Source organism: Enterobacter sp. Bisph1 (genome assembly GCF_000814905.1).
Classification (GTDB): Bacteria; Pseudomonadota; Gammaproteobacteria; order Enterobacterales; family Enterobacteriaceae; genus Kosakonia.
Map to the genome: position 1 here is coordinate 69,280 of NZ_JXAG01000027.1, position 25,554 is coordinate 94,833.

At 53.2% G+C, this 25,554-nt stretch carries 26 protein-coding genes and 1 tRNA gene; 11 read left to right on the top strand and 16 right to left on the bottom strand.

The window, feature by feature from the left end:
* Positions 1-50: 50 nt before the first annotated feature.
* Genes RW65_RS03905 through trmB form a run of 3 tightly spaced genes read right to left on the bottom strand, consistent with a single transcriptional unit; the run spans position 51 to position 1,870 of the window.
* The gene (locus tag RW65_RS03905) at positions 51-770 is read right to left on the bottom strand and encodes a YggN family protein (RefSeq protein WP_039055354.1); all 720 of its coding nucleotides are present in this window, start codon (positions 768-770) and stop codon (positions 51-53) included.
* A gap of 54 nt (positions 771-824) precedes the next feature.
* A complete protein-coding gene (locus RW65_RS03910; RefSeq protein ID WP_039055355.1) occupies positions 825-1,151 on the bottom strand; it encodes a YggL family protein in 327 nt (108 codons plus the stop codon).
* Positions 1,151-1,870 carry a tRNA (guanosine(46)-N7)-methyltransferase TrmB gene (gene trmB / locus RW65_RS03915; RefSeq protein WP_039055356.1) on the bottom strand — a complete coding sequence of 240 codons (720 nt, stop codon included), beginning with the start codon at positions 1,868-1,870 and terminating at the stop codon, positions 1,151-1,153. Before trmB ends, RW65_RS03910 begins: the two co-directional genes overlap by 1 nt.
* A gap of 142 nt (positions 1,871-2,012) precedes the next feature.
* Between trmB and mutY the strand changes: the two genes are divergently transcribed.
* From mutY to RW65_RS03940, 5 genes are all read left to right on the top strand, one after another.
* The gene (mutY, locus tag RW65_RS03920) at positions 2,013-3,062 is read left to right on the top strand and encodes an A/G-specific adenine glycosylase (RefSeq protein WP_197058859.1); all 1,050 of its coding nucleotides are present in this window, start codon (positions 2,013-2,015) and stop codon (positions 3,060-3,062) included.
* A 27-nt stretch (positions 3,063-3,089) separates the two neighbouring features.
* Positions 3,090-3,362: an oxidative damage protection protein gene (locus RW65_RS03925; RefSeq protein WP_039055357.1), complete on the top strand. Its 273-nt coding sequence runs from the start codon at positions 3,090-3,092 to the stop codon at positions 3,360-3,362.
* Positions 3,363-3,471: 109 nt separating this feature from the next.
* Entirely contained in the window at positions 3,472-4,554 is a 1,083-nt protein-coding gene (gene mltC, locus RW65_RS03930) for a membrane-bound lytic murein transglycosylase MltC (RefSeq protein ID WP_039055358.1), read from the top strand.
* 238 nt (positions 4,555-4,792) lie between these two features.
* Positions 4,793-6,046, top strand: a complete 1,254-nt coding sequence (locus RW65_RS03935) for a nucleoside permease (protein WP_039055359.1) — start codon at positions 4,793-4,795, stop codon at positions 6,044-6,046.
* A gap of 555 nt (positions 6,047-6,601) precedes the next feature.
* Entirely contained in the window at positions 6,602-7,045 is a 444-nt protein-coding gene (locus RW65_RS03940; protein ID WP_039055360.1) for a lysozyme inhibitor LprI family protein, read from the top strand.
* A 227-nt stretch (positions 7,046-7,272) separates the two neighbouring features.
* Here the strand turns inward: RW65_RS03940 and citG are convergent, their stop codons facing one another.
* Genes citG through RW65_RS03980 form a run of 8 tightly spaced genes read right to left on the bottom strand, consistent with a single transcriptional unit; the run spans position 7,273 to position 14,619 of the window.
* The gene (gene citG, locus RW65_RS03945; RefSeq protein WP_039055361.1) at positions 7,273-8,100 is read right to left on the bottom strand and encodes a triphosphoribosyl-dephospho-CoA synthase CitG; all 828 of its coding nucleotides are present in this window, start codon (positions 8,098-8,100) and stop codon (positions 7,273-7,275) included.
* On the bottom strand, positions 8,078-8,617 hold the full coding sequence (gene citX / locus RW65_RS03950) for a citrate lyase holo-[acyl-carrier protein] synthase (RefSeq protein ID WP_039055362.1): 540 nt from the start codon (positions 8,615-8,617) through the stop codon (positions 8,078-8,080). Before citX ends, citG begins: the two co-directional genes overlap by 23 nt.
* Positions 8,614-10,140: a citrate lyase subunit alpha gene (gene citF / locus RW65_RS03955; RefSeq protein ID WP_039055364.1), complete on the bottom strand. Its 1,527-nt coding sequence runs from the start codon at positions 10,138-10,140 to the stop codon at positions 8,614-8,616. Before citF ends, citX begins: the two co-directional genes overlap by 4 nt.
* A gap of 10 nt (positions 10,141-10,150) precedes the next feature.
* Positions 10,151-11,026, bottom strand: coding sequence for a citrate (pro-3S)-lyase subunit beta (gene citE, locus RW65_RS03960; protein ID WP_039055365.1), 876 nt, complete (start codon positions 11,024-11,026; stop codon positions 10,151-10,153).
* Positions 11,023-11,316: a citrate lyase acyl carrier protein gene (gene citD / locus RW65_RS03965; protein ID WP_039055366.1), complete on the bottom strand. Its 294-nt coding sequence runs from the start codon at positions 11,314-11,316 to the stop codon at positions 11,023-11,025. The genes citE and citD overlap by 4 nt, the downstream gene beginning before the upstream one ends.
* 17 nt (positions 11,317-11,333) lie before the next feature.
* On the bottom strand, positions 11,334-12,353 hold the full coding sequence (gene citC / locus RW65_RS03970) for a [citrate (pro-3S)-lyase] ligase (protein WP_039055367.1): 1,020 nt from the start codon (positions 12,351-12,353) through the stop codon (positions 11,334-11,336).
* Positions 12,354-12,369: 16 nt separating this feature from the next.
* The gene (locus RW65_RS03975; RefSeq protein WP_039055368.1) at positions 12,370-13,233 is read right to left on the bottom strand and encodes a fumarylacetoacetate hydrolase family protein; all 864 of its coding nucleotides are present in this window, start codon (positions 13,231-13,233) and stop codon (positions 12,370-12,372) included.
* Between the two features lie 21 nt (positions 13,234-13,254).
* The gene (locus tag RW65_RS03980) at positions 13,255-14,619 is read right to left on the bottom strand and encodes a 2-hydroxycarboxylate transporter family protein (protein WP_039055369.1); all 1,365 of its coding nucleotides are present in this window, start codon (positions 14,617-14,619) and stop codon (positions 13,255-13,257) included.
* A gap of 335 nt (positions 14,620-14,954) precedes the next feature.
* On the opposite strand from RW65_RS03980, the gene RW65_RS03985 reads away from it, so the two are divergent.
* Together RW65_RS03985 and RW65_RS03990 are read left to right on the top strand one after the other, a co-directional pair.
* Entirely contained in the window at positions 14,955-16,592 is a 1,638-nt protein-coding gene (locus RW65_RS03985; protein ID WP_039055370.1) for an ATP-binding protein, read from the top strand.
* Positions 16,582-17,271, top strand: a complete 690-nt coding sequence (locus tag RW65_RS03990) for a response regulator (RefSeq protein ID WP_039055371.1) — start codon at positions 16,582-16,584, stop codon at positions 17,269-17,271. The genes RW65_RS03985 and RW65_RS03990 overlap by 11 nt, the downstream gene beginning before the upstream one ends.
* A gap of 40 nt (positions 17,272-17,311) precedes the next feature.
* Here the strand turns inward: RW65_RS03990 and RW65_RS03995 are convergent, their stop codons facing one another.
* Positions 17,312-19,447 carry an ornithine decarboxylase gene (locus RW65_RS03995; protein WP_039055372.1) on the bottom strand — a complete coding sequence of 712 codons (2,136 nt, stop codon included), beginning with the start codon at positions 19,445-19,447 and terminating at the stop codon, positions 17,312-17,314.
* A gap of 394 nt (positions 19,448-19,841) precedes the next feature.
* Here RW65_RS03995 and RW65_RS04000 point away from each other — a divergent pair, with 394 nt between their 5' ends.
* From RW65_RS04000 to RW65_RS04015, 4 genes are all read left to right on the top strand, one after another.
* Positions 19,842-20,558 (top strand): DUF554 domain-containing protein, encoded by a 717-nt coding sequence (locus RW65_RS04000; RefSeq protein WP_039055373.1) that lies wholly within the window; start codon positions 19,842-19,844, stop codon positions 20,556-20,558.
* Between the two features lie 105 nt (positions 20,559-20,663).
* Positions 20,664-20,739 (top strand) — tRNA-Phe (locus tag RW65_RS04005).
* A 261-nt stretch (positions 20,740-21,000) separates the two neighbouring features.
* Positions 21,001-21,402, top strand: coding sequence for a BPSL0067 family protein (locus tag RW65_RS04010; protein WP_039055374.1), 402 nt, complete (start codon positions 21,001-21,003; stop codon positions 21,400-21,402).
* A complete protein-coding gene (locus tag RW65_RS04015) occupies positions 21,389-21,757 on the top strand; it encodes an STY0301 family protein (protein WP_039055375.1) in 369 nt (122 codons plus the stop codon). The genes RW65_RS04010 and RW65_RS04015 overlap by 14 nt, the downstream gene beginning before the upstream one ends.
* A 110-nt stretch (positions 21,758-21,867) precedes the next feature.
* Here RW65_RS04015 and RW65_RS04020 read toward each other — a convergent pair whose 3' ends face one another.
* From RW65_RS04020 to RW65_RS22845, 4 genes are all read right to left on the bottom strand, one after another.
* Entirely contained in the window at positions 21,868-22,425 is a 558-nt protein-coding gene (locus RW65_RS04020) for a hypothetical protein (protein ID WP_039055376.1), read from the bottom strand.
* 188 nt (positions 22,426-22,613) lie between these two features.
* Positions 22,614-23,888 carry a KPHS_23130 family T6SS system protein gene (locus RW65_RS04025; protein ID WP_052250268.1) on the bottom strand — a complete coding sequence of 425 codons (1,275 nt, stop codon included), beginning with the start codon at positions 23,886-23,888 and terminating at the stop codon, positions 22,614-22,616.
* Positions 23,889-23,890: 2 nt separating this feature from the next.
* A complete protein-coding gene (locus tag RW65_RS04030; protein ID WP_039055377.1) occupies positions 23,891-24,154 on the bottom strand; it encodes a PAAR domain-containing protein in 264 nt (87 codons plus the stop codon).
* A 242-nt stretch (positions 24,155-24,396) separates the two neighbouring features.
* The coding region (locus RW65_RS22845) for an SEL1-like repeat protein (protein ID WP_039055378.1) at positions 24,397-25,554 on the bottom strand (1,158 nt) is incomplete at its 5' end.

Here is a 25,554-nt window from a genome sequence, read left to right on the forward strand (position 1 = left end):
CAGAGCACACTATCTTTTGGTCAAAACGATTAGCAACAAGGTCGGGTGATTTACTTGAGGTTAGCCGTCAGTGCTTTACGGCTCTCTTCAAGCGACACAACGCGCTGGCAAACTTGTTTACCAAACTGCTGAAAATCCGCTTCCTGGTTTTTCCACTCGTTCTGGATAGCCGTTTGTAAACCGCCAAGACTGCCCAGCACGTTCTGTAATGGATTTCCGCCGCTTTTCAGCACCGCTTTGGCACCCATTTCATTAATGCTGTCCTGCAGAATGCCGCCCATCGCCTGATTGACCAGTTGCTGGCCGTCAGCGCGCACCTGCTCAATAGCTTTATAGTGGAAGGTCAGGCCATCGCTACGGTGCTCAATAATACGGTTCATCTGCTCTTTTAGCTGCGCATCAAGCTTGGTCAGGCGGCTACGCATGCTGCTGTTTTCACCCACCTCTTTGACGATGATTTTATCCAGCGCGATGCGGTTTTTCTCCACGCGGCTGCGTGCGCCATCGTCAATCCACGGCAGCGCGCTGCGCAGCTCGGTCTGATAATCTTTCGCCTGTTCACGTTGCGCGGCGCTCAGGGGAGGCTGTTTGCCGTTGTACATCACGTTGCCCTGCGGGGTGATAACCAGGTTGCCATTTTCGCCTGTCACCTGCACGGTTTGCGGGCTGATAATCACATCGTCGCGCGGCGTGACGCTACATTGATAGTCCGCCTGGGCCGCGAATGCGGTCAGCGTCAGAGCCGCCGCCAGTAGCGTTTTGCGCATCATAAAAACTCCTGTAGAGACAAAACGGGCCAGCAAATGCTGGCCCCTTATGCTTTGTTAGTCCCACCAAACGTCGAAAAGTTCGCTAACGCGAACATCGGTCAGCTGGTGCTCTTCCAGCCATTTGCGCACAATGGCCTGATGTTCTTCGGTACATTTACCGATCTCTTGCAGGCAGATCAGGCCATCCCATAGCAGATAACCGCTGCCGTCAAATGCCAGCTTGTTTGGCTCAATCACTTGCTGAATAAAGTCATCAACGGTTTGATCAATCTGCTCTTCGCTGGTGCCTTCCGCGAAGCGCCACGCGACGGAAAAACCCACTTCCTGAAATTCGTCGATATGCATTTTCTTACGCAAGCGACGGCTGCGGTTCGTTGCCATTATTTGATCCTCTCGAACATTAAGTCCCATACGCCGTGGCCAAGCCGATGGCCACGCTGTTCAAATTTGGTTACCGGACGCGACTCAGGACGTGGGACAAAATCATTCGTCGCGGACAGGTTTTTATAACCGTCGATAGAAGACATCACTTCCAGCATGTGCTGCGCATAGGCTTCCCAGTCGGTTGCCATATGGAAAACGCCGCCCAGCTTGAGCTTACTTTTCACCAGCTCCGCAAAAGGTACCTGAACGATGCGACGTTTATTATGACGTGCTTTGTGCCACGGGTCAGGGAAAAAGAGTTGAACCATGTTGAGCGCGTTGTCAGGGATCATTTTATGCAGCACTTCTACCGCGTCATGACACATCACCCGCAGGTTTTCTACTCCCTCTTCGTGGGCCGATGAGAGACACGCGCCAACGCCTGGAGAGTGCACTTCGATACCGAGGAAATCCTGCTCCGGTCGCGTTTTCGCCATTTCAACGAGGGACGCGCCCATACCAAAACCAATCTCCAGCGTCACGGGTGAAGTACGGCCAAACAGCGCGGTGAAATCCAGCGGCTGCTCGGTGAATTCAACGCCCATCACCGGCCAGTAATTATCCAGCGCGTGCTGCTGCCCTTTGGTCAGGCGCCCCTGGCGGCGGACAAAGCTACGAATGCGGCGCAGCGGGCGACCGTTTTCATCAAATTCCGGTGAAATGACGTCGTTATTCATAAAGTTTTCTGCTTGTGAGAGTGTTCAGGAAACGGGCATTATCCAAAGTTCATCGCCCGATGCAAGCACCGGAAAGTTCCGGTTTACAGGCTACTGCCTCTGTGCTGCAATCGTCGCCCCTGATTACGTGATTCTGGTGACCATGCAAGCGTCTCAATTTTCAGCCCAGGTTCTGGACTGGTACGACAAATACGGGCGAAAAACCCTGCCCTGGCAAATTGAAAAAACGCCTTACAAAGTATGGCTGTCGGAAGTGATGTTGCAACAAACTCAAGTAGCAACCGTGATCCCCTACTTCCAGCGCTTTATGGCGCATTTCCCAACGGTCACCGCTCTTGCAGAGGCGCCGCTGGATGAAGTGCTTCATTTGTGGACCGGGCTTGGCTACTACGCCCGCGCGCGTAATCTGCACAAAGCCGCGCAGCAGGTGGCAAATCTACATGGCGGGCGGTTTCCAGAAACCTTTGACGAAGTCGCCGCACTGCCCGGCGTGGGCCGCTCCACCGCCGGCGCGATCCTCTCTTTATCTTTGGGGAAACACTTCCCTATTCTCGATGGCAACGTGAAACGCGTGCTGGCGCGCTGCTATTGCGTGGGCGGCTGGCCGGGTAAAAAAGAGGTGGAAAAGCGCCTGTGGGAGATAAGCACCGACGTTACGCCGGAAAACGGCGTTGAGCGCTTTAACCAGGCGATGATGGATTTGGGAGCGATCGTCTGCACCCGTTCAAAACCGAAATGCGAACTCTGTCCGCTGCAAACGGGCTGTGAAGCTTACGCCACGCACTCATGGGCGCAGTATCCGGGGAAAAAACCGAAGCAGATATTGCCCGAACGCACCGGCTATTTCCTGCTGATGCAGCACGAAGGCGAAGTGTTCCTGCAACAGCGTCCACCGAGCGGTCTGTGGGGCGGCCTGTTCTGCTTTCCGCAGTTCAATGATGAAGCCAGCCTGCGTGCCTGGCTGGCGAGCAGAAAGATTAGCGCTGATAATCTCAGCCAGCTTGTTGCGTTTCGTCATACCTTTAGCCATTTCCACCTGGATATTGTGCCTATGTGGCTTAGCGTGTCCTCGTTCTCGTCTTGCATGGATGAAGGCGCGGGTCTTTGGTATAACTTAGCGCAACCGCCATCCGTCGGTCTGGCGGCTCCCGTGGAGCGCCTGCTACAGCAATTACGTGCCGACGCTAACTAGCGCAGCGCGCAGCAAAGAGGATTATTTATGAGCAGAACTATTTTTTGTACCTTCCTGCAACGTGAAGCAGAAGGGCAAGACTTCCAGCTCTACCCGGGCGAACTCGGTAAGCGCATTTATAACGAGATCTCAAAAGAGGCCTGGAAGCAGTGGCAGCATAAGCAAACCATGCTGATAAATGAGAAGAAACTCAATATGATGAACGTCGAACACCGCAAACTGCTGGAACAGGAGATGGTTAACTTCCTGTTTGAAGGTAAAGACGTGCACATTGAAGGCTATACGCCGCCCGAAAAATAAGCCGCTGCTCGCACGCAATGACTGGCAATGTCGCTAAACGCAGGAAAGGCATTGTCAGCAGGCGCAGGAGATCGGTGCGAATACACCAACATAATTGCATCCCGGAATGATGAAAAAATATTTTGCGCTAGCCCTTATTGCGCCGTTGCTGATCTCCTGTTCCAGCTCGAATAAAACGGGCGAGGATTTTAACGAAGCCTGGATTAAGGACACCAACGGTTTTGACATTCTGATGGGTCAGTTTGCCCATAATATTGAGAACTTATGGGGGTTTAACGAAGTCCTGATCGCCGGTCCAAAGGACTACGTTAAATACACCGATCAGTACCAGACCCGCAGCCACATCAACTTTGATGAAGGCACGATTACCATCGAAACCATCGCGGGAACCGATCCCGCAGCGCATTTGCGTAAGGCGATTATTAAAACCTTGCTGATGGGCGATGACCCAGGCTCTATCGATCTCTATTCCGACGTCGACGATATTCAAATATCGAAAGAACCCTTCCTGTACGGTCAGGTGCTGGATAACAACGGCGAAGCGATTCGCTGGGAGTGGCGCGCCGTACGCTTCGCCGACTATCTGTTGCAAACGCGCCTGCAGAGCCGCAGCAGCGGCTTACGCAAGATCTACAGCGTGACCATTAACCTGGTGCCAAACCACCTGGATAAGCGTGCGCATAAATACATTGGGATGGTGCGCCAGGCCTCACATAAATACGGCATCGACGAGTCGTTGATCCTGGCAATTATGCAAACGGAATCCTCCTTTAACCCTTACGCCGTGAGCCGTTCCGATGCGTTGGGATTAATGCAGGTCGTGCAGCACAGCGCCGGTAAAGATGTATTCCGCTCGCAGGGCAAATCCGGTACGCCCGATCGCAGCTACCTTTTCGATCCGCAGAGCAATATTGATACCGGCACCGCCTATCTGGCAATGCTGAACAATGTTTACCTCGCTGGCATCAATAACCCCACGTCACGTCGCTATGCGGTCATCACCGCCTATAACGGCGGCGCGGGCAGCGTGCTGCGCGTCTTTTCCGTCGATAAAGTGCAGGCGGCGAATATCATCAATACCATGACGCCGGGGGATGTGTACGAAACCCTGACCACGCGTCACCCTTCTGCAGAATCCCGCCGTTATCTCTATAAAGTGAACGCCGCGCAGAAAACCTACCGCCGCAAATAACCGGCCGCCTCTTTCGTCTTTCGCGGCGAAAGAGGCATACGAAATGCTTGTGATGAATGCAAACGGTTGCGTGAAAACGTGAGATCCGTCAACATATGTAAATGCAATCAGAGAAAGTTTGCATTTTTATGTCGGGCATAACAAATTTGCCACCCCATAGATGGTAGAATCCTGACACATAACGAAAGTAATTGTTCTCATTCCAACATCCAACGCACTCCTTTGTGAGGAAATTAACATGAATCTTAAGCTGCAGCTGAAAGTGATTATCTTTCTGCAGTTCTGCCTATGGGGAAGCTGGCTGACAACGCTTGGCTCTTATATGTTCGTGACGCTGAAATTCCAGGGGGCGGAAATCGGCGCGGTATACAGCTCGTTGGGCATCGCTTCGCTGCTGATGCCGACGCTGTTGGGTATCGTTGCGGATAAGTGGCTGAGTGCGAAATGGGTTTATTCCCTCTGCCATTTAGTTGGTGCAATTACTCTATTTATCGCCGCGGGCGTCACTACGCCAGGTGCGATGTTCGCTATTATCCTGCTTAACTCACTGGCCTATATGCCAACGCTGGGTCTGGTGAACACCATCTCCTACTTCCGCCTGCAGTCCGCTGGCTACGATATCGTGAAAGAGTTTCCGCCTATCCGTATCTGGGGCACTATCGGCTTTATTCTGGCGATGTGGGCGGTGAGCTTCTCTGGTTTCGAACTGAGCCATATGCAGCTCTATATCGGCGCGGCGCTGTCGCTGGTGCTGAGCCTGATCTCTCTGACGCTGCCACATATGCCGGTCGCCAAAAGTAAAGGGAAGCAGACCTGGGTGGAGATGTTGGGTCTGAACGCTTTCGCGCTGTTCAAAAACAAGCGCATGGCCATCTTCTTTATCTTCTCGATGCTGCTGGGCGCCGAACTGCAGATAACCAATATGTTCGGCAACACCTTCCTGCACAGCTTCGATAGCAACCCGATGTTTGCTAACAGCTTTATCGTTACCCACGCCTCGGTGATGATGTCGATTTCGCAAATCTCCGAAACCGCCTTTATCCTGGCAATCCCGTTCTTTATGAGCCGTTACGGTATTAAGAACGTGATGATGATCAGTATCTTCGCCTGGGTGCTGCGTTTCGGTCTGTTCGCCTATGGCGATCCGACGCCGTTCGGCACCGTACTGCTGGTGCTGTCGATGATCGTCTACGGTTGCGCATTCGACTTCTTCAACATCTCTGGTTCCGTGTTCGTTGAAAAAGAGGTCAACCCGGCGATCCGCGCCAGTGCGCAGGGTATGCTGCTGATGATGACTAACGGTTTCGGCTGTATCCTCGGCGGTATGGTGAGCGGCAAAGTGGTGGAGATTTACACCACCGCAGGCATTACCGACTGGAAAACCGTCTGGCTGATTTTCGCCGGTTACTCGCTGGTGCTGGCCTTTGCCTTCATCACGCTGTTTAAATACAAACATGTTCGCGAACCGCAAGGTGTGGTGCAGAAAGCCTGAAAGCAGGCAAGCGATCATGAATAAGAACATGGGCAGGGCGGGATGCCCGCCCATGTCTCTGTTTCTGCCCATACGGTGAGACCGTCGCCAGGATCTTCATCCCACCGCTAAGACGTATGAATTCCGGATAAGCGCCACCGCCGCTGGTTATCTTTAACACGCCTCGAACGGTGTTGTACCGCAAGCCTTAGGGCTCGCCAGGGCGACATTCACTCCTCGATACATATTCACAAATCAGCTTATCTAAATTATGCAGGATTTAATGGACTCGCAGGAGCGCCAGGGCTATTCTTTCAGCCTTAAAACGGGTTGCTGACTTTTTGAGCCCCGGCGGAAATATTCTTCATTCATTGCTACCTGCTATGTCGAGATCTGAACCGACCAAATACGTGAGACCTTCGTTGATATCATATTTCAAGGTATACCCGGTCTTCGCCCATTGATCGAGTTGATTGCTCGCGGTGGGAGCAGAGAGGAGATAGCAGATAGTATCTCCAACGATCCAAATGAAAATCAATATCCACAACGTCTGAAAGCTCGCCTGAGGAATCTAAAATGACCCGTTTTTTAACCATAATAGTGGCTTTGCTTGCATCTGCATCAATAAATGCATCTGAAGTAAAAAATGTTAAATCAATAGGGCAAAACCAGTCAGTAAACGAATGTATAAAAAAATATAAAAGCAATAATATAGAGTGTCTGGATGATATCATCGATAAATCAGAATCATTATTAAATAAAACATATAACGACAAACTGAATGAAATAAAAAAATCTGATTTAAATACTGTATGGATGGGCGACGAAAAACAAAAAGAATACGCTATTGGTTTGTTTATTGAAAATCAAAAAAAATGGATTGATTACAGAGGTAACTATTGCACCGTCGCTCTGTGGAAAGTTCAAAATTCACAGCATTTAGGGGAAAACCAAACCAGCTGTAAGCTCAATATGAATAAACGGCGCATTGAAGAGATAAATTTAATAGGTTTCGAATGACTTCGCAGAACATAACGCAGCGATCAGGGCATTATCTTACATGTTTCAGCACAGCTTCGGTCTTACGGAGCCCCTGATGCTTATATATGAACGAAACTTAAAGCCACCGTATTCTCTTTTGCGTCGCAGGCGGATAATGCAGGCGTAAAGTAAATTCACCTTACATCACCTGTCCGCCTTCCGCCGTGGTTTATGTTTGCAAGCATTCGCCTGCCATTTTTTATTGGCTATACTCCGGCAAGGACCCAGGCGACAGCCAGCAGATCGGCACTGCCGCCGGGGCTTAAGCGTCTTGCAATTAATGCCTTATCCATCTGCCGCAGCGCCTCGCTGTCCCAGCCCTTTGCCAGTAATTTCGCCGCATAGGTCTGCACATACTGCAGCCCGTCGATGCCACCGCGCGACACCAGATTGCTATCACGATTAGCCGCCATCAGGCGCAACAAAGCGTTGTGTAAGCGACGCTCTCCTTGCTCCTGATACCAGAACGGCAATACAGCCTGCCGTACGGTGGCAAAACCCTGCTCTGCCTCGCCTCGCGCCCCCGTCAGACCATACTGGCGAAACTGTTTTTCACCCGCCGTTATCGCCTGTGGACGGGCAGCCAGTTCACGGGCCACCAGCCCACGGCACATTTCACTGACTTCCCGGCAAAGCGCGTCGGCGCTCACCGTGCGCCCTTGCCCCTGCAAACGCCCGGCGGCGAAACTGAGCAGCCCGAGCGAAAAAATCCCGCCTTTATGGGTATTCACGCCGCCGGTTGCCGTAAACATCGCCTGTTCGCAGGCGATACCCATTGGGCGTAGCAGCCGCAGCTGTTCTCTTGCGGGCCGCTGCGCATGGTTTTTTCCCGCAGCGGCAAATACGGCAAACCACGGCGTAATCGCCGCAATGCTGTTTAAAAATAGCCGGTGATCCATATCCTGATGCGAGCCGCTATTGTTTCTGTCTACCAGCCCCGGTTTCGGCGTTAAATCGAGTTCCAGACGCAGCGCCTGCGCCGCCAGTTCAGGCACATCAGCGCGGGTGAATTCAGTCGCGAGCAAACCAGCCATCAATTAATCTCTCCACGCGAGCCACGACTTCTTCGATAGGATGACGACGCGAACGCGCGCAGCCGTGTGCCGGTTCATCGCAGATCAGACAGCGGCGGGTATGCAAATCCAGCGAGTGTCGGCCAACCTGCCCCTGTTTCGGGCAAAAAAGGTCAAAATCCCACAGCCTGCCTAGAGGATGAGTTTGCTCCAGCTCGACGCACTGCGCTTTGATCTCCACCGCCGGATGGTCAACGCACCACAGCGCGTGCGCACCTGTTGGCAACCACAGCACTTGTCGATCCAACACGGGCCAGCGGTTTTGCCACAGCAGCTGGTCGCAGGCCTGCAGCGCCACGCCCATAGTATTGCGGTAACGGGGGGTGTCTTTTACCGCGCCGGGCGTAACCAGCGTCAGCGAAATAACCGGTTGTTGATAACGAGCAAGCCAGTCAGCCTGACGCGCCGCGCGACTCTCTTTCGCCGCCAGCAGTGCGTCGAGGCTGACGCCCGCTTTCACGGGCGTCAGGGTACTCATAAGCGCTCTTCCTGAACCTGGCGAACCACGTCAATCACGCTGCCGTCACGATAGCGGATCACCCCAACGATACGGTCCGTAAAGGCGATGGGTTTCGGGACGCCGGTGAGGGAAATGGCGCGCTGGTACAGGGTGTCGATATCGACAATTTTCAGCCCTGCCGCCAGTAAACGTTCGCGGATTTCCGGGCGCGCCGGATTGACGGCGATACCGTGATCGGTGACCAGCACGTCGATACTTTCCCCCGGCGTCAGCAAGGTGGTAACGCGTTTGACGACGGTGGGAATACGGCTGCGCAGCAGCGGAGCGACAACAATGGTGAGATTGGCCGCCGCCGCCACATCGCAGTGGCCACCGGATGCGCCGCGCATTACGCCGTCGGAACCGGTTATCACATTGACGTTGAAGTCGATATCGATCTCCAGCGCGCTGAGGATAACCACATCCAGCCGATCGCAGCTGGCGGCTTTTCCGCCCGGGTTGGCATAAACGTTGGTTGAGATCTCAATATGATTCGGATTGCGGCGCAGCGAGGCCGCCGCTTCACCATCGAAGCACTGAGTATCAAGCAGTTTCTCAATTAACCCTTTTTCATGCAGATCCACCAGGCTGCCGGTGATGCCGCCAAGAGCGAAGCGCGCTTTTATACCGTGGCGCTCCATCTTCTCTTCCATAAAACGCGTCGCCGCGGTCGCCGCCGCGCCGGATCCGGTCTGCATCGAGAAGCCGTCTTTGAAGTAGCCGGAATGCTCAATCACATCCGCGGCATAGCGCGCGATCATTAATTCACGCGGGTTGCTGGTAACGCGCGCCGCGCCGACGCTGATTTTTGCCGGATCGCCGACGCTCTCCACCTGCACGATAAGATCGACCTGATCCTGCCCCAGGCTGGCGGGCATATTCGGAAAGGGCACCAGCTCTTCGGTCAACAGCACCACTTTTTTGGCAAACTGCGCATCGACCATCGCATAACCCAGCGAACCGCAGCAGGATTTGCCTTGGGTGCCGTTGGCGTTGCCGAATTCATCACTGCACGGCACGCCAAGAAAAGCGACGTCAATATTGAGCTCGCCATCCTGCAGCAGTTTCACGCGCCCGCCGTGGGAGTGAATCTGCACCGGCTGTTCCATCAGGCCATGGGAAATCGCATCGGCAAGCTTGCCGCGCATCCCGGAGGTGTAAATACGCGCTATTACGCCGCTCTGAATATGTTCAATCAGCGCGTCGTTGCAGGTCATCAGCGAACTGGAGGCCAGCGTCAGGTTTTTAAAGCCGAGGCGTGCCAGCGTCGCCACCACGTGGTTAATCACGCGATCGCCTTCGCGAAAGGCATGGTGAAACGAAATGGTCATCCCATCCTGCAAGCCGCTGCGGCTAATCGCCTCTTCGAGGGTGGCGCAAAGTTTGCGCGTCTGTTTTTGCTGAACATCCGCCAGCCACGGCGTTGCCGCATGGGCGCTTTCGAACGGTTTTAAATCACGCAGTTCGGGAAAATTAATGTGAAGAAGCTCTGTCTGATTCATGGTTCTCTCCTTACTGACGCACGCCGGACGCCGCCGCACGTTCCAGCACCCTCTGCGCATGATTGATAATCGGGCCGTCGATCATTTTGCCATTCAGCGACACCACGCCCAGACCGTTGCGTTCGCCCTCTTCTGCCGCTTCGATAACGACTTTGGCGTGATCGACTTCCTGCTGCGTCGGCGCATAGGCGTTGTGCAGCAGATCGATTTGTCGGGGGTTGATCAGCGATTTGCCGTTGAAACCCATTTTGCGCACCAGTTCGACTTCGCGCAGGAATCCGGCTTCGTCATTGACGTCGGACCACACCACGTCGAAGGCGTCAATGCCGGCTGCACGCGCCGCATGGAGCACCGCGCAGCGGGCATAAAATAGCTCGGTGCCGTCGCCGCGTTCGGTTTGCATATCCATCACATAATCAAACGCCGCCAGCGCGATACCAATCAAACGGGTGGAACTGCGGGCAATGGCCACCGCGTTGATCACACCGATCGCCGACTCGATAGCCGCCATCACGCGGGTTGAACCCACTTCACGGCCACAGTCACGTTCAATACGCTCCAGATGGCCTTCCAGTTCAAAGATATCTTCCGGCGTGTCGGTTTTCGGCAACCGCACCACATCGACACCGGCGCGAACCACCGCTTCCAGATCCGCTAAGCCAAACGGCGTATTAAGCGGATTGATGCGTACCACCGTCTCGATATCCTGATACATCGGATGTTGCAGGGCATGGAATACCAGCAGGCGCGCGGTGTCTTTCTCACGCAACGCGACCGCATCTTCCAGATCGAACATGATGGAGTCGGGGCGATAGACAAAGGCGGTGGAGAGCATGGCGGCATTTGCGCCCGGCAGGAACAGCATGCTACGACGAAGTTTTTTCATTGCAGTTTCCCCCAGTCGATTTCCGGGCTTTCGGCGGCGCGTAAAATGGCGCTTTGCAACCGGGCGCGGATAACACAGTCCAGCGCGCCTTTGTCTTCAATGATAATTAAGCCCTGGCGCACCTCCATCGCATGCAGCGTGGCGGTGACCACCTGGCGAATTTGATCGCCGAACTGCTTCATCACTTCGCTGTGAATAACGATATCCAGTTCGCCTTCTGCGGGGGCGATTTTTACCATCAGGTCGCTGGACTCCATCGTCCCGGCCAGCGCCTGCCTTACAATTTTCATCATGATATTCCTGGTGTTTACGCCACTTCCGCGCGGTAAAGCGATTCAAGATGCGCGTAAGTAGTATCCGGTACCATTTCCCGAATACGGGAAAACTGGTGTGTTTTAAGTAAACGGCGAACTTCTGAGGCGGAAATCGCACTCCCGGTGGTTTTAATGCGCGGAACTTCCACCACCTCTATCGCACCCGCCAGCAGCTGATGCATGGTCTGGTTATACTGGCGCGTAACCTCGCAAAACGGTTCACTGCCGATAAAGCGGTGGGTAATACCGAGCGCCGGTGCGATATGGTTGCGGAAAATAAGCACATCGATTTCGCTCCACGCCTGCTGGACTTTTCCGGTCTCTTTCAGGAAATAGGCCGGAAAAGTGGCGCGGGAAATGATGTACTGCGAACCTTCATGCACGGTGACATTCGTCAGGTGCGCCACGCCCGCCTTCACCAACGTCAGCCGGGCGCTAAAGGGAAAAAACGAGGCATCTTCACGCACCACAAACAGGTGCAGCCAGTCGCAGGCTTTTGCCGCCTGCTCCACCAGATGTCGATGCCCGAGGGTGAAGGGGTTGGCATTCATCACAATCGCGCCAACGCGCTTTCCCGCCCGGTGCCGCGTCTGCAAACTGCGGCAGTAACGTTGAATACCCGACGGCGTATTTTCCATCAGGATGGCGTTATTGCCGCTCTGGGCCACCGGCCAAAAACCGCTGTGCTGGAAGCGCTCACGGTTGCAGGGGCGCGTGCAGAGAAAGAGATGAAAATGTCCGCGCGCCAGCGCCAGATGCTCGACTTCCGCCAGCAGTCGTGCGCTAAGGTTTTCTCCACGCAGTTGCTCATCAACCGCCACGCACTTAATAACGTTAGCCGCGAGGCCCGCACAACCCACCAGCCGGTTTCCCGACCAGGCTTCAACGAAGGTAGTAATGTCGCTGTCCATACCTAAACCACTGTCCGCCAGCAAGGTGCGGATGGCGGTTAGCCGTTGAGTCGTGCCGTTGACTTCCGCTATGCGAAAGTCGATGGAGGGTCGTGCTTGCATGGTGTTGCCTTCGTCCTTAGTGCGCTGCCGTCAGCTCATGGGCTGGTGCATCAATAATCATATTGCTGAGGTGACCGATATTTTCGATCTCCACTTCGATGCGATCCCCCGCTTGCATAAACAGCGGCGGGTTACGCTTCTTGCCCACGCCGCCCGGTGAACCGGTGATGATGACATCGCCCGGCGTCAGGCTGGTAAAGGTGCTGATGTACTCAATCAGTTCGGCAACCTTGTGGATCATGCTGGCAGTGTTGTCTTCCTGCACCATGCGGCCATTCAGCCAGGTGCGGATCGCGAGCTGATGCGGATCCGGGATCTCATCTGCGGTTGTCATCCACGGGCCGAAGGCACCGGTTTGCCGCCAGTTTTTGCCGGCGGTAAACCAGGTGTGCTGCCAGTCACGCGCCGAGCCATCCATATAGCAGCTGTAACCGGCGACATGGCTTAATGCCATTTCACGGGGGATATTTTCGCCGCCGGTCCCGATGATCACCGCCAGTTCGCCTTCATAGTCGAATTCGCTGGAGTGACGCGGTTTCAGCACCGGTGCTTTATGCCCGGTTTGCGAGTCGGCAAAGCGAACGAACAGCGTCGGGGCCGGGTTGTGTTGATCGAACTCCTGGCGTTTTTCGGCGTAGTTCATACCGACACAGAGAATTTTCCCTGGGTTATCAATCACCGGCAGAAAGTGAAGATCATCAAGAGGCAGATCCGGCGCTTCATTGCTCAACTGCTGCGCTGCACTTAGCGCGTTGGCGGCGAGCAGCGATTTCAAATCACCGTAACGATCGCCCAGACGCTGGCCGAGATTAATCACGCCATCCGCCTTGACGATGCCGTAGCTACGGATCCCCTGATGGACAAAGCTTGCGAGTTTCATATCAATTCCTGTAATGCGTAATCAGACGAGAAAATTGCCAAGAACCAACAGCGAGACCGAAACGTTGATCGCGCCGCCAATGCGCGTCGCAATCTGTGCGAACGGCATCAGGCTCATACGGTTGCCTGCGGTGAGGATGGCCACATCTCCGGTGCCGCCCTGGCCGCTCTGGCAGCAGGAAACGATGGCGACATCAATGGGATGCATACCGATCTTTTTGCCGACGAAGAAGCCGGTCGCCACCAGTGCGCAGACGGTACTGACGATCACCAGCAGGTTATTAAGGGTGAAGGCGTGAACCAGCTCTTCCCACGGCGTGATGGCCACGCCCACGGCGAAGAGGATCGGGTAAGTCACCGAGGTCTGGAAGAATTTGTACACCACCTGCGAGCCTTCCAGCAGACGCGGGGATACGCCATGGGCCAGTTTGACCAGCACGGCGGCAAACAGCATGCCGACCGGCGCAGGCAGGCCAATAAGTTTGTGACCGAGCATGCCAATCATATACAGCAGCACCGCCAGCAGCGCCCCTGCGGCAATGGTGGTGACATCGGTTTTGCCGGAAAACGCCGGTGCAGCCGGAGCTTGCTCATCGCCGTTGCTGCGGTTTGGCATCAGTTGGCCTTCGCCGGTCAGATGCGGGAAGCGTTTACCCAGCTGGTTCAGACAGCCGGAAATGACGATCGCCGTCAGTCCGCCCAGCATCACCATCGGCAGTACGCGGCCCAGCGCAACGCCTTGATCCATATGCAGCAGCGTGGCGTAGCCGATAGAGAGCGGAATAGCGCCTTCGCCCACGCCGCCCGCCATGATCGGTAGAATGATAAAGAAGAAGATCTGGAACGGTTCCATACCCAGCATCAGGCCAACGCCCATGCCAACCAGCATGCCGACAATTTCGCCGCACAGCATCGGGAAGAAAATACGCAGGAAACCCTGAATCAGGGTGGTACGGTTCATGCTCATGATACTGCCGACGATAATGCAGCAGATGTAGAGATAGAGAATGTTGGTGGATTTATAAAACTTGGTGGTGGATTCCACGACGACATCCGGCAGCAGACCGTAATAGACCAGCGCCGATGGAATAAAGGTGGCGCAAATAGCCGCCGCCCCCAGCTTGCCAACGATCGGCAAACGTTTACCGAATTCGCCGCAGGCAAAGCCAAAGAACGCCAGCGTAGCGACCATCACCACGATATCGCTCGGCAACTTACCGCCCAGACAATCAATGGCGATTAACGCACCGGCTAACAGAAAAAGTGGCAGCGGAATAATCCCCACTTTCCACGTATCCATAATGTGCCACCACTTATCTTTCAGTGATGTTTTTTGAATCGCTAGCGATTCAGAGGTAACAGAGAATGAATCGTCAGTTGTGCTCATCATTAAGCCCCTTCGTTATTTTGTGCTTAAAGCGTAAAGGGCTAAACGCCTACTTTATGTGAGGGATAGCATATTAAAACCAGAGTTTTAATGGCACCTATGGTTTTTATGGTTTCTTTTATTTTGTGTGATTTACCCCTTAATTATTAACGTGGTTTTTATGGTTTCTATTAATATAAAAACATATCAATAACATTTCCAAAAAAGAGTATTTAACAACGCTATTTTTCGCTTTGGTGCTTGCTGTGCAAGGGATCACAAGTTTCCAGTAAACTGCGTACGGGTGCTGCAAAAGATGCTACATTGGCGCTTTATTAGCTGCTGTGCGTACCGTCATGAAAGTCTCGTTTCAAATTAAACTTTTCGTTTCGCTGGTGCTTTTCTTCTCGGGCTTGTTCGTGCTGCTCGGGGTTTATTATTATAAGGACGTCGGACGCCAGCTATATCAGGAAATGAGCGGCAGAGCGAAAATACAGGCTGAAGAAATTGCAATCATTCCTAATTTACGCAAATCGGTTGCCGATCACGATATTCAGGCGATCGCGCAATTTATGCATAAAGTGGTGGCCCATAGCGATGCCAGCTTTATTGTTATTGGCGATGAAAACGGGCTGCATCTATTTCACTCGGTACATGCTGAGGTGGTCGGAAAAAAGCTGGTGGGGGATGATAATAACGAGGTATTGCAGGGTAAAAGTATTACCACTATCCGCAAGGGCGGGCTGGGTATTTCACTGCGCAGTAAAGCACCGATTTTTGACGACCACGGGCGCGTTATTGGCCTCGTCTCCGTGGGCTATTTGACCAGCTATCTCGATACCATTACGCTTGGGAAAGTGATTAATATTTTTATTGCCGCCATCCTGCTGCTGGCGGCGCTGTTTATCTTCTCCTGGTTCTTTACCCGCAGTATCAAGAAACAGATCTTCTCTCTCGAACCGCGGGAGATTGGCCTGCTGGTACGCCAGCAAAAAGCGATGATGGAGTCGATATACGAAGGGGTGATTGCTCTCGACAGCGAGCTGCGCATTGAAGTGATTAACCAGGCGGCGCGTAAATTACTCGGCTTAAGCCAGCCGACGCGCATGCTGCGCGGGCAGACCATCGCCCAGGTGATCGCCCCGGTGCCGTTTTTCGATCGCCATGTGATGCTGGAAAATAATACTCACGATGAGATTTGCCACTTCAACCAGCTAACGGTGATCGCCAGCCGGGTGCGCATTATGCTGGAAGATAAACTGCAGGGCTGGGTTATTACCTTTCGCGATCGCAACGAGATAGATACCCTCAGCGCGCAGCTCAGCCAGGTAAAGCGCTATGTTGATAACCTGCGCATTATGCGCCACGAGCAGCTAAACCGGATGACCACGCTCTCTGGCCTGCTGCATATGGAGCGCTACGATGAAGCGGTGCGCTACATTCAGGCACAGTCAGAACACGCGCAGGAGCTGCTGGACTTTATCTCTGCGCGCTTTCGCTCGCCGACACTATGCGGCTTGCTGCTGGGTAAAGCAGCCCGCGCCCGTGAAAAAGGGGTTGAACTGATCTTCGATCCCCTGTGCCAGATGGATCGCGCCTGCCGTTTACTCGGCGAAGCGGAGCTGATTTCGGTCATCGGCAATCTGCTGGACAACGCCATTGAAGCAACCCAGCGCGCGACGCTGCCGCACGATCCCGTTGAAGTGCTGATTTTACTGAATGAGCGGGAGCTGATTATTGAAGTGGCGGATCGCGGGATCGGTATCGATCCGGCTATTCGCGAGCGTATTTTTGAACGCGGGATGACCACCAAACGCCATGGCGATCACGGTATCGGCCTCTATTTGATCGCCAGCTATGTCACGCAGGCGGGCGGATCGATTGAGGTTTCCGCTAATGCCCCTCGCGGCACAATATTCTCTTTGTTTATTCCTGAAACGGGCAACGTCGCATGCACCAAAACGACCCTGGAAGATCAGAATTATGCAATATGACATGATAGACGTGCTGATAGTCGAAGATGAAGCGGCGCTGGCGCAGCTTAACGCTGAGCTGGTCAGTAAACATCCGCGCCTGCGTCTGGTCGGCGTGGCCTCGTCGCTGGCCGAAGCGCGGGAAATGCTGCACAGCACGCAGCCGCAGTTAGTGTTACTGGATAACTATTTGCCGGACGGCAAAGGCATTACCCTGCTTGGCGAAACGCCGCTTATTCGCGCCAACTGCTCGGTGATTTTTATTACCGCCGCCAGCGATATGGACACCTGTAGCCAGGCTATCCGCAACGGCGCGTTCGATTACATCCTTAAACCCGTCTCCTGGAAGCGGTTAAGCCAATCTTTAGAGCGTTTTGTACAGTTCGCCGAGCAGCAGCGGGTGTGGAAAATCGTCGACCAGCAGAACGTCGATTCGCTGTATCAGCTGCAAGCGAAAAACTTCCGCCAGGAAAACGGCAGTAAAGGGATTGAAGAAAACACCCTCGCGCTGATTCAAAAGCTGTTTGCCGACGCCCTTGAGCGCTGCTTCTCCGTCGATGAAGTGGTCAGCGAAACGGGGCTGAGTAAAACCACTACCCGCCGTTATCTGGAACACTGCGTGGAAGCGGGTTTTCTGGCGGTCGAAATGCAATACGGCAAAATTGGTCATCCACGACGTATGTACCGCCGCGTTGCTTGATAACAGCCGCCCTCACCGCCGAAACGGTGAGGGCGAACGCTTATTTCAGCACATAGCCATACAGCCGCTTGATGCCATCGGCGTCGGTTTCGGCGTAAACCCCCTGCAGTTCCGGCGAAAAGCCCGGCAGCAGATTCAGCCCCTCTTCCAGCGCGAGGAAATAGCGCTGCACCGCCCCGCCCCAGATTTCCCCTGGGACTACGCACAACACACCCGGCGGATACGGTAGCGCGCCTTCGGCGGCGATGCGCCCCTGAGCCTGGCTAATACGCACCAGTTCGACGTTGCCGCGAATAAACTCGCTGTTGGCATCCTGCGGATTCATTACCACCTGCGGCAGGCTGGCTTTGCGGAACATCGCTTTTTGCAGATCTTTGACATCGAAACTGACGTACAGCGCATGCATCTCCTGGCACAGCTCACGCAATGTATAGTCGCGGTAACGCACCGGATATTTGTTGAAAATGGTCGGCAGCACGTCGGCAAGGGGCGTGTCATCTTCAATATGCTGTTCGAACTGGGCGATCATCGCCACCAGCTGCGCCATCTTTTCGGCGCTTTCGGCCGGCGTCAGGAGAAACAGAATCGAATTGAGATCGCACTTCTCCGGCACAATGCCATTTTCACGCAGATAGTGGGCGAGAATAGTCGCCGGAATACCAAAGTCGGTATATTCGCCGGTTTCGGCGTCGATGCCCGGCGTGGTCAGCAGCAGCTTGCAGGGATCGACAAAGTATTGCTCCGGCGCATAACCTTCGAAGCCGTGCCATTTATCTCCCGGCACAAAGCTGAAGAAGCGCCGCTCGCGGGAAATCACCTCGGTGGGATGATCCTGCCATGGCCGCCCGGCGATCTCCGGCGGCACAAAAGGTTTGATCATTTTGCAGTTAGCGATGATCGCCTTGCGCGCTTCAATACCCAGCGCCACGCATTCTGCCCACAGGCGGCGACCGCTTTCGCCTTCATGAATCTTGGCGTTAACGTCGAGGGCGGCGAATAACGGATAAAACGGGCTGGTTGACGCATGCAGCATAAAGGCGTTATTCAGCCGCTTATGCGGGCAAAAACGCGCCTGCCCGCGCAGGTGGTTATCTTTTTTGTGGATCTGCGAGGTCTGTGAGAATCCGGCCTGCTGTTTATGCACCGACTGCGTAACAAAGATCCCCGGATCGTTCTCGTTGAGATCCAGCAGCAGCGGCGAACAATCGGCCATCATCGGGATAAATTGCTCGTAGCCAACCCAGGCAGAATCAAACAGGATGTAGTCGCACAGGCTGCCGATCTTGTCGATCACCTGCCGCGCGTTATAGATAGTGCCATCGTAGGTACCGAGCTGGATCACCGCCAGGCGAAACGGTCGCGGCAGGTCGGCTTTATCCGCTGCCACCTCACGGATCTGCTCGCGCAGCCAGGCCTCGTCGAAACAGCGATCGTCTATACCGCCAATAAAGCCAAACGGATTGCGCGCCGCTTCCATATATACCGGCGTTGCGCCAGCCTGAATCAATGCGCCATGGTGGTTGGATTTGTGGTTATTACGATCGAACAGCACCAGATCGCCGCGCGTCAGCAGCGCGTTGGTCACCACTTTATTGGCCGCCGATGTGCCGTTAAGCACAAAATAGGTTTTGTCGGCATTGAACACTTTGGCGGCAAATTTCTGCGCGTGTTTGGCAGAACCTTCGTGGATCAATAAGTCGCCGAGCTTAACGTCGGCATTGCACATGTCGGCACGAAAGACGTTTTCACCGAAGAAGTCAAAAAACTGGCGGCCCGCCGGATGCTTTTTAAAAAACGCGCCATGCTGGTGGCCGGGACAGGCAAAAGTGCTGTTGTTCATATCAACATACTGGCGCAGCGTATCGAAGAAAGGCGGCAGGAGGTTGGCTTCATAATCGCAAGCGGCGGTTTCCAGCTCCAGCCAGTCCTGATCTTTGCCGCTGATCACCGCCGTGACGCCCTGCGGTATGGCGTCTTGCTGCGGGGAGAATAAAAAGACCGGCAGGTTAAAACCCGTGCGTTTAAGCAGCGCAAGGATGCCGCTGCGACTCTCTGCCAGCGTCATGACGACTGCCGCCACATCCGTAAAATCGGTACTCTCCAGCGTCACCACGTCGCGGTGGGTGGAAAGCGTGGAAATCAGCGCGTGGCTGACGGCAATTTTCAATGATTTCATAAGCACGAATACCCGTTTCAGGGGAGTAAAAGACCCCAGGCAAAGCAGAGGCCTCGCCCAACGAACGTGTCTGACTGGAACCAGCTCCGACCGCCAGACATCAGTAAAAGCAGACCCTTTCCGATCTTACTGTTGTCCTGCAGTGAGCGTACGTTAACTTCACCGCATGGTGTGGAAAGTATGGGGTAAAACGACACGGGCGCCCGCATGCAGACGAGTGCACAACGCATGACAAACGGCGGTCAAATACGTCATTTGCGGCTCCCGTAAAATAGAAGAAAATTCGCGCAATGATGTCACTTTTCCAAAAATGGCGCAACCGGCTGACCTCTGGAGTGCATAAAACTGCTATTCTGAGCGGCGAAATATTCAGATCTAAAACCCAGGATTTTTTATGCTGACAGGCCCTTTTATTAATGCCGCTGCGGTACTGATTGGCGGCACCCTTGGCGCGCTGCTGAGTCACCGCCTACCCGAACGCGTACGCGCATCCATGCCGTCTATTTTCGGCCTCGCCTCCCTTGGCATCGGCGTTTTACTGGTGATCAAATGCGTGAACCTGCCGGTAATGGTGCTCGCCACGCTGGTGGGTACGCTGATTGGTGAACTCTGTTATGTCGAGCGCGGGATTAGCGGCGGCGTTAACGCATTGCGTAACCTGCTGCAAAAACGCAAAAGCGCGGAAGCAACCGGCGCCCACGAGTCGTTTATCCAAAGCCTGGTGGCGATCATTATTTTGTTTTGCGCCAGCGGTACCGGGATTTTTGGTGCCATGCGCGAGGGGATGACCGGCGATGCGAGCATTCTTATCGCCAAAGCGTTTCTCGATTTCTTTACTGCGGTCATTTTTGCCACATCCCTCGGTTTCGCAGTGGCGATGATCTCCGTACCGATGCTGGTTATTCAACTGTCGCTCGCCACCTGCGCAACGCTTATTCTGCCGCTGACTACGCCCGCGATGATGGGTGATTTCACCGCCGTGGGCGGCATTCTGCTGCTGGCGACGGGGCTGCGTATTTGCGGTATTAAGATGTTTGCGGTGGCAAATATGCTGCCCGCGCTGGTGATTGCGATGCCGATTTCCGCCCTGTGGACAGCGTTTTTTGCCTGACTGAACGTGCAATCGGCGCAAAGTGGTGATAGATTGTGCAGTCTTCAATGAATTGAAGAAATTTCGTTGACGCAGCGCAGTGAATCAGGTTTAATGCGCCCCGTTGCCCGGATAGCTCAGTCGGTAGAGCAGGGGATTGAAAATCCCCGTGTCCTTGGTTCGATTCCGAGTCCGGGCACCACTTATTCAGAGAACCCAGCCTATGGCTGGGTTTTTGCTTTTCTACGTCCGAACTCTCCATCGAACTGCGTTCGATTATTCGCCGCAGGCGGCTCACCCCTTCGGGGTCAGCGCGACAAGCGCTTTTCAACACCTCCTTGTACAGTCAAAACTTATCCTCCAGGAATTATCTTAATTCACATTAGTCCTTATTTTTTGTGTGTATTTACCGTTCCTCATGTTTAAAAATACAAAAGAAACAAAAATTTAGAGGAATAAAGGGATGTCTTACATAGCGGCAACACCTAAAGCTTTCATCGGTAAGTCAGTTGGCAGCGGACAGTGCGTGGCGTTTACTCAAAAGGCAGCAAATATGCCCCTAACGGTGGCCTGGCGGCGCGGCACATTGGTTAAGGGAAATACATCGATTCTCCCCGGTACAGCTATAGCAACGTTTGATTCCGATGGCAGATACGGGAATCATACCGATGGTCGTTCACATGTGGCGATTTACCTTGGACAAGATGCAAATGGAATACAAGTGTTGGATCAGTGGATGGGTCATAGTATTGATAAGCGTGGGGAAAAAGTTATAACTCCACACCCGGTAAGTCAGCGCACTATCCGGTTTGTTCGTCAGCCACGCCCTGAAAACGACGGAGGAAATTACTATGTCGTGGAGTAAAGTATTAATTTTAGGTAGTGCGGCTTTACTTTTTTCCGGTGCTGTCTATGCGGAAAAAATCACCTGCCCGACTGTTTTAAAAGAGGGTAATAAAACATACCGCATGAATTTGGTTGATGTGTTTGTCGGGCCGCCCGAAGAGTTGGCTTCATTATTGCCCGATACCGATGAAGAAATGGTATGGACACTCAAGGATTCACAGGATTATGCCAGGGAGCACAACACCGCTGTATTCCTTGTTTGCCAGTATAAGGGAACAAAAAAAACGGCCACGTTAAAAGTGCCGCAAACAGCACAAAAATGCTCAGCAGGGTATGGCAACAGTAAAGACGATTTTTACGCCTCCTGTGAATAAGCGATAAGAGCCGGTTTATTGATGTTGTGTGACTGCTATTACTTGATGTGACCGCCGTGGCGGTCACCGAGTTTGATAGAAAGAGAGCCCTGAAAGCAGAGTGAGAGGGATTACTTACAAGGCTGCGTGTTCAACTTCCCTGCGCTCTCATTCCAGCTATAGCAAGTTGCAACAAGCGTTGTCGGTTTGGCATCGTACAGGGCGAGTAAGCGTTGCCCTTTATCGCTGATTAGCCAGCCGATACTAGCGGCGTCTTTTTCAAACAGTTTTACCGGCTGCTTTTTATCATCCAGCCCGTAAACCGACAACTGGACTGCTGCGGCACCGAACTGCAGGGTAACAGCCGCTACCGCATGACCGTGCCATTGCCAGTCGGGAACTATTTGCAATGCTGGATTGTAAGCATCCTGCCACTGGGTGGACCAGATACTCTTTTTATCAGCAAAAAGCGCCAGATAAGAAGTGCGCGCATCACTACTTCCCTCTTCCCAGATACCCCATCGCATCCCATCCTCGACGCTAGCCTCTGCCATAGTGAAATTTCGCACATCCGTTGCAGATACTATTTTTAAAACCGCATCCGGCACGGTGTTGGCAAGGGTACAGGAGGACAAAAACAATAACGCCAGGGCGCTGCCCGAGCGACGCAAAAATTGGACAACTGTCATTTTTTTACCGGACCTGTCGGCGTGCCGGGTGGCACAATTAAAATGGATTGTAAATTAATAACCCCTGCCGTCTTATCAGTCACTGAATTTAGCGGCAAACCAGCGATATCGGAATAATAAAACTAAATCCCCCGTTGTAGGGTACGCTATTATTCATTACATCACTCGTTCCTCTCTGCTGTAGCTATTCAGATATATTGAACCACTCTGGTCTTCGGCGAGCGGCTATTCATTCCGGTCGCTTTTTGTGGCGGAGTGACCATCGTTACCCATAGCGGGGTATCATCCTGATAGTCTCCGCTTACAATTAGCTGCGAATCACTGTGCTGGCAAGCCTCAGCCGCACAAGCAATGGCAACCCATGGCGCAGCGGGTCCGGGATATCCCAGCGTAGCACCAAGATCATGCATGTCCTGACCAACATTGATCGGGCTTTGCACCGCCTGTAAGCCTTGTGCGATAGCCATATGCCATCCAGGGCTCACACCTACGATAAAACCATTTTTGACCGTATCAGCGACGACTGGCACCCACTCCATTGATTGTTTCAGAGCATAATGAAAATCGTCTGAGCTCGTGTGATACATCAACTCCGGACGATGTAGCCGGGCAAGCGGTACTAATAGTGGAGATAAAGCTTTATGACCAACCAGCAGGCCCACAATACTCTCAGCGGAGCCTTCAATCTCTTCGGGGGTAATCTGGAAAGCAATAATCATCAATAATGAACCTGCGTTACGCGGATCATCCAGCCATTTATCGACAGCAGCCAGACCGCTTTCGTCAATGCGCTCAAAAGATTGCCGGATATGGCTCGCTGTCCAACTGTTCTGCCAGATTTCCTCCACATCGCTTTCGGGCAGGCTGCTATTGCTTTCCAACAAAAGATCCAGTGGTGTTTCGTGAGGCAGGTAAGATAATGCGATACTGAGATCTTCAAGGGTTTTATTTAATCCACGGCTCAGTATCTGCCCGGCACTCTCTCCTTTCTTCTGGGTCAGCCGGCTATGACGAACACCCTCATGGCTTTTCCATGAAGGCTGCGTTTTCAATCCCCTGACCTTTCCCTGTATGTCATCCCACTGCTTTTTACCGTCAAGATCATCCGGCTCTCGCAAAGGGCTATGCAAACTCATCGCAAAGACATTTAAAAAACGCTGACCGCGCTGAAGTTCATGCCCAAGCCAGATATTACGATCATTATCAAGGCTTTTTGCTAACGTTAACTTCCCATGATACCAGGTAATGCGTGCTGCTAATAAGATTAACCACAACGTCAAAGGAACCCCTACTGACGAATCCCAGAACGCTTCTGAATTAATTTCTATAGCGGATATATTATTCCATATTGTATAGGCCATTCCTCCCAGTAACATGGCTATAAGTAACAACAACCAACGCCACCAGACAGGTGGTTGCGGCCTGTTTGCAAGTGCCGGGATACGCTTTAAATTAACAGGCATATTTAACTCGCTGTAGCCTGTGGCAGGCTTGAAATTAATTTACAACCACACGCACAACGATGACCGTCAAATGCGACCGGTACACCATTATCTTTAAACGTCGGGTGGCCTTCTGCAATAACGTTTTTTCCATGTCCTTTAACGGGACAACTGACGGGATCACCCAGCCGGGCAACACCTATACCGCCAAATTTCATTTTGCTGGAACCGCTTAATACGCAGCCATCGCCAGTGTTTTTATCACCTATACGAACAATACCTTTCATTTAATTTCCCATTGCAAAGAATATTAATATTAAAATTGCTTAACTCATCATAACGATCCGGTAATGTATTACTATCCCTTTACTCTTCCAAAAAAAAATGAGATAACATCAAATTAAATAGATGTTGTTTAGATTTAAAAAATTATAAGAAAACAATTTAAAATATCGCCCTTACTAAATCCTGTTTTTTCGCTAACGATTTAAACCAGCAATAATTATTAGATTGTCCTTATTACATGAAATTATGCATCCTCCATTAATCTCTTTTGCAGTTGGCGTTGCTGAGCCCATCTGTCCCGCAGCGGCCACGGACGTGTATCAATCCAGTCCACGGTGTCGGTGGGCATGATATCGCCCGCGTTAAAATGAAGGATCGCCTGTTTGCTTGTCCCGTACTGCGGCACCCACGCTATCTGCCAGTAGCCGCTTCTCGGGCAGGGTTCGCCGCTGTAACACTGCAGGTTTGCCACGTCATCTTTCTCAAAATCCGGGGAGGCGGGCAGCGGTCTGCCTGTTGCGGGGTTCAGCTGTTTTGCCCTGGCCAGTTCCGCAATCAGCGACTCGCCGGGTTTGGGTGGCGCGATATTGGCCTCGTACGCTTCCAGCCACTTGAGTTTGCCGTCCCATTCCGGCAGCGGAGCGGGCGGCAGCGGGACAATATCGTTGATTTCAGGTACGGTGGGATGGGCATACGAATAGCTACTCAGTACTTTGCCAATGGCTTCATAGCGCCTTGCGCGCTCGGGGTCTTTCTGTTGCCCCAGATAATAAAGCCTGTTCGTGGGTTCCGGTCCGTTAAAACCCTCTTCTAAAAAACTGGCAGAACTTTCATGGCCGGCAGCCGCCCCGAGTTGAAAAGCCTCAACTGCCTGCCGGTATTCCCCGCTATTTTTAAAATCAATACCCAGATACCCGGCAGCCTTGCCCTCTCCCTGCTCTGCGGCACACCGTTGCATTTTTCTGGCTATCACCGGGGCCATTTCAACCGGAGCGAGCTTATCCCCGACGTAAGCCTGCGCCTGCGGATTCCCTTCATCTGCCGCTTTTCGGTAGTAGCGCAATGCCATCCCGTCATCCTGTTTCAGACCGGCTGCGCCATACTGCAGATAAATCGCAATAAAGTAGTAGCCGCTGGCGACCTTCGCCTTAATCAGTTGCTGAGCGAAACGCAGCCGTTCACCGCCTGTTAACCCGAAGCGGCCCCGCAGTGAGCCATTCAGCAGGTTGATGGTGGCTTTCGTATGTGCATTTTCCGCCGCGATGCGGTACAGCCGCCCGACCTCGGTGTCCACCGACTTGTCGTCCTGTAACCGGTTATTGACCTGCAGCCAGCGGGCGTATTTAAACAGAACATCGGCCTCCGCCGCTGGCTCCGGCAGGGTTTCATACCGGCAGGTAAA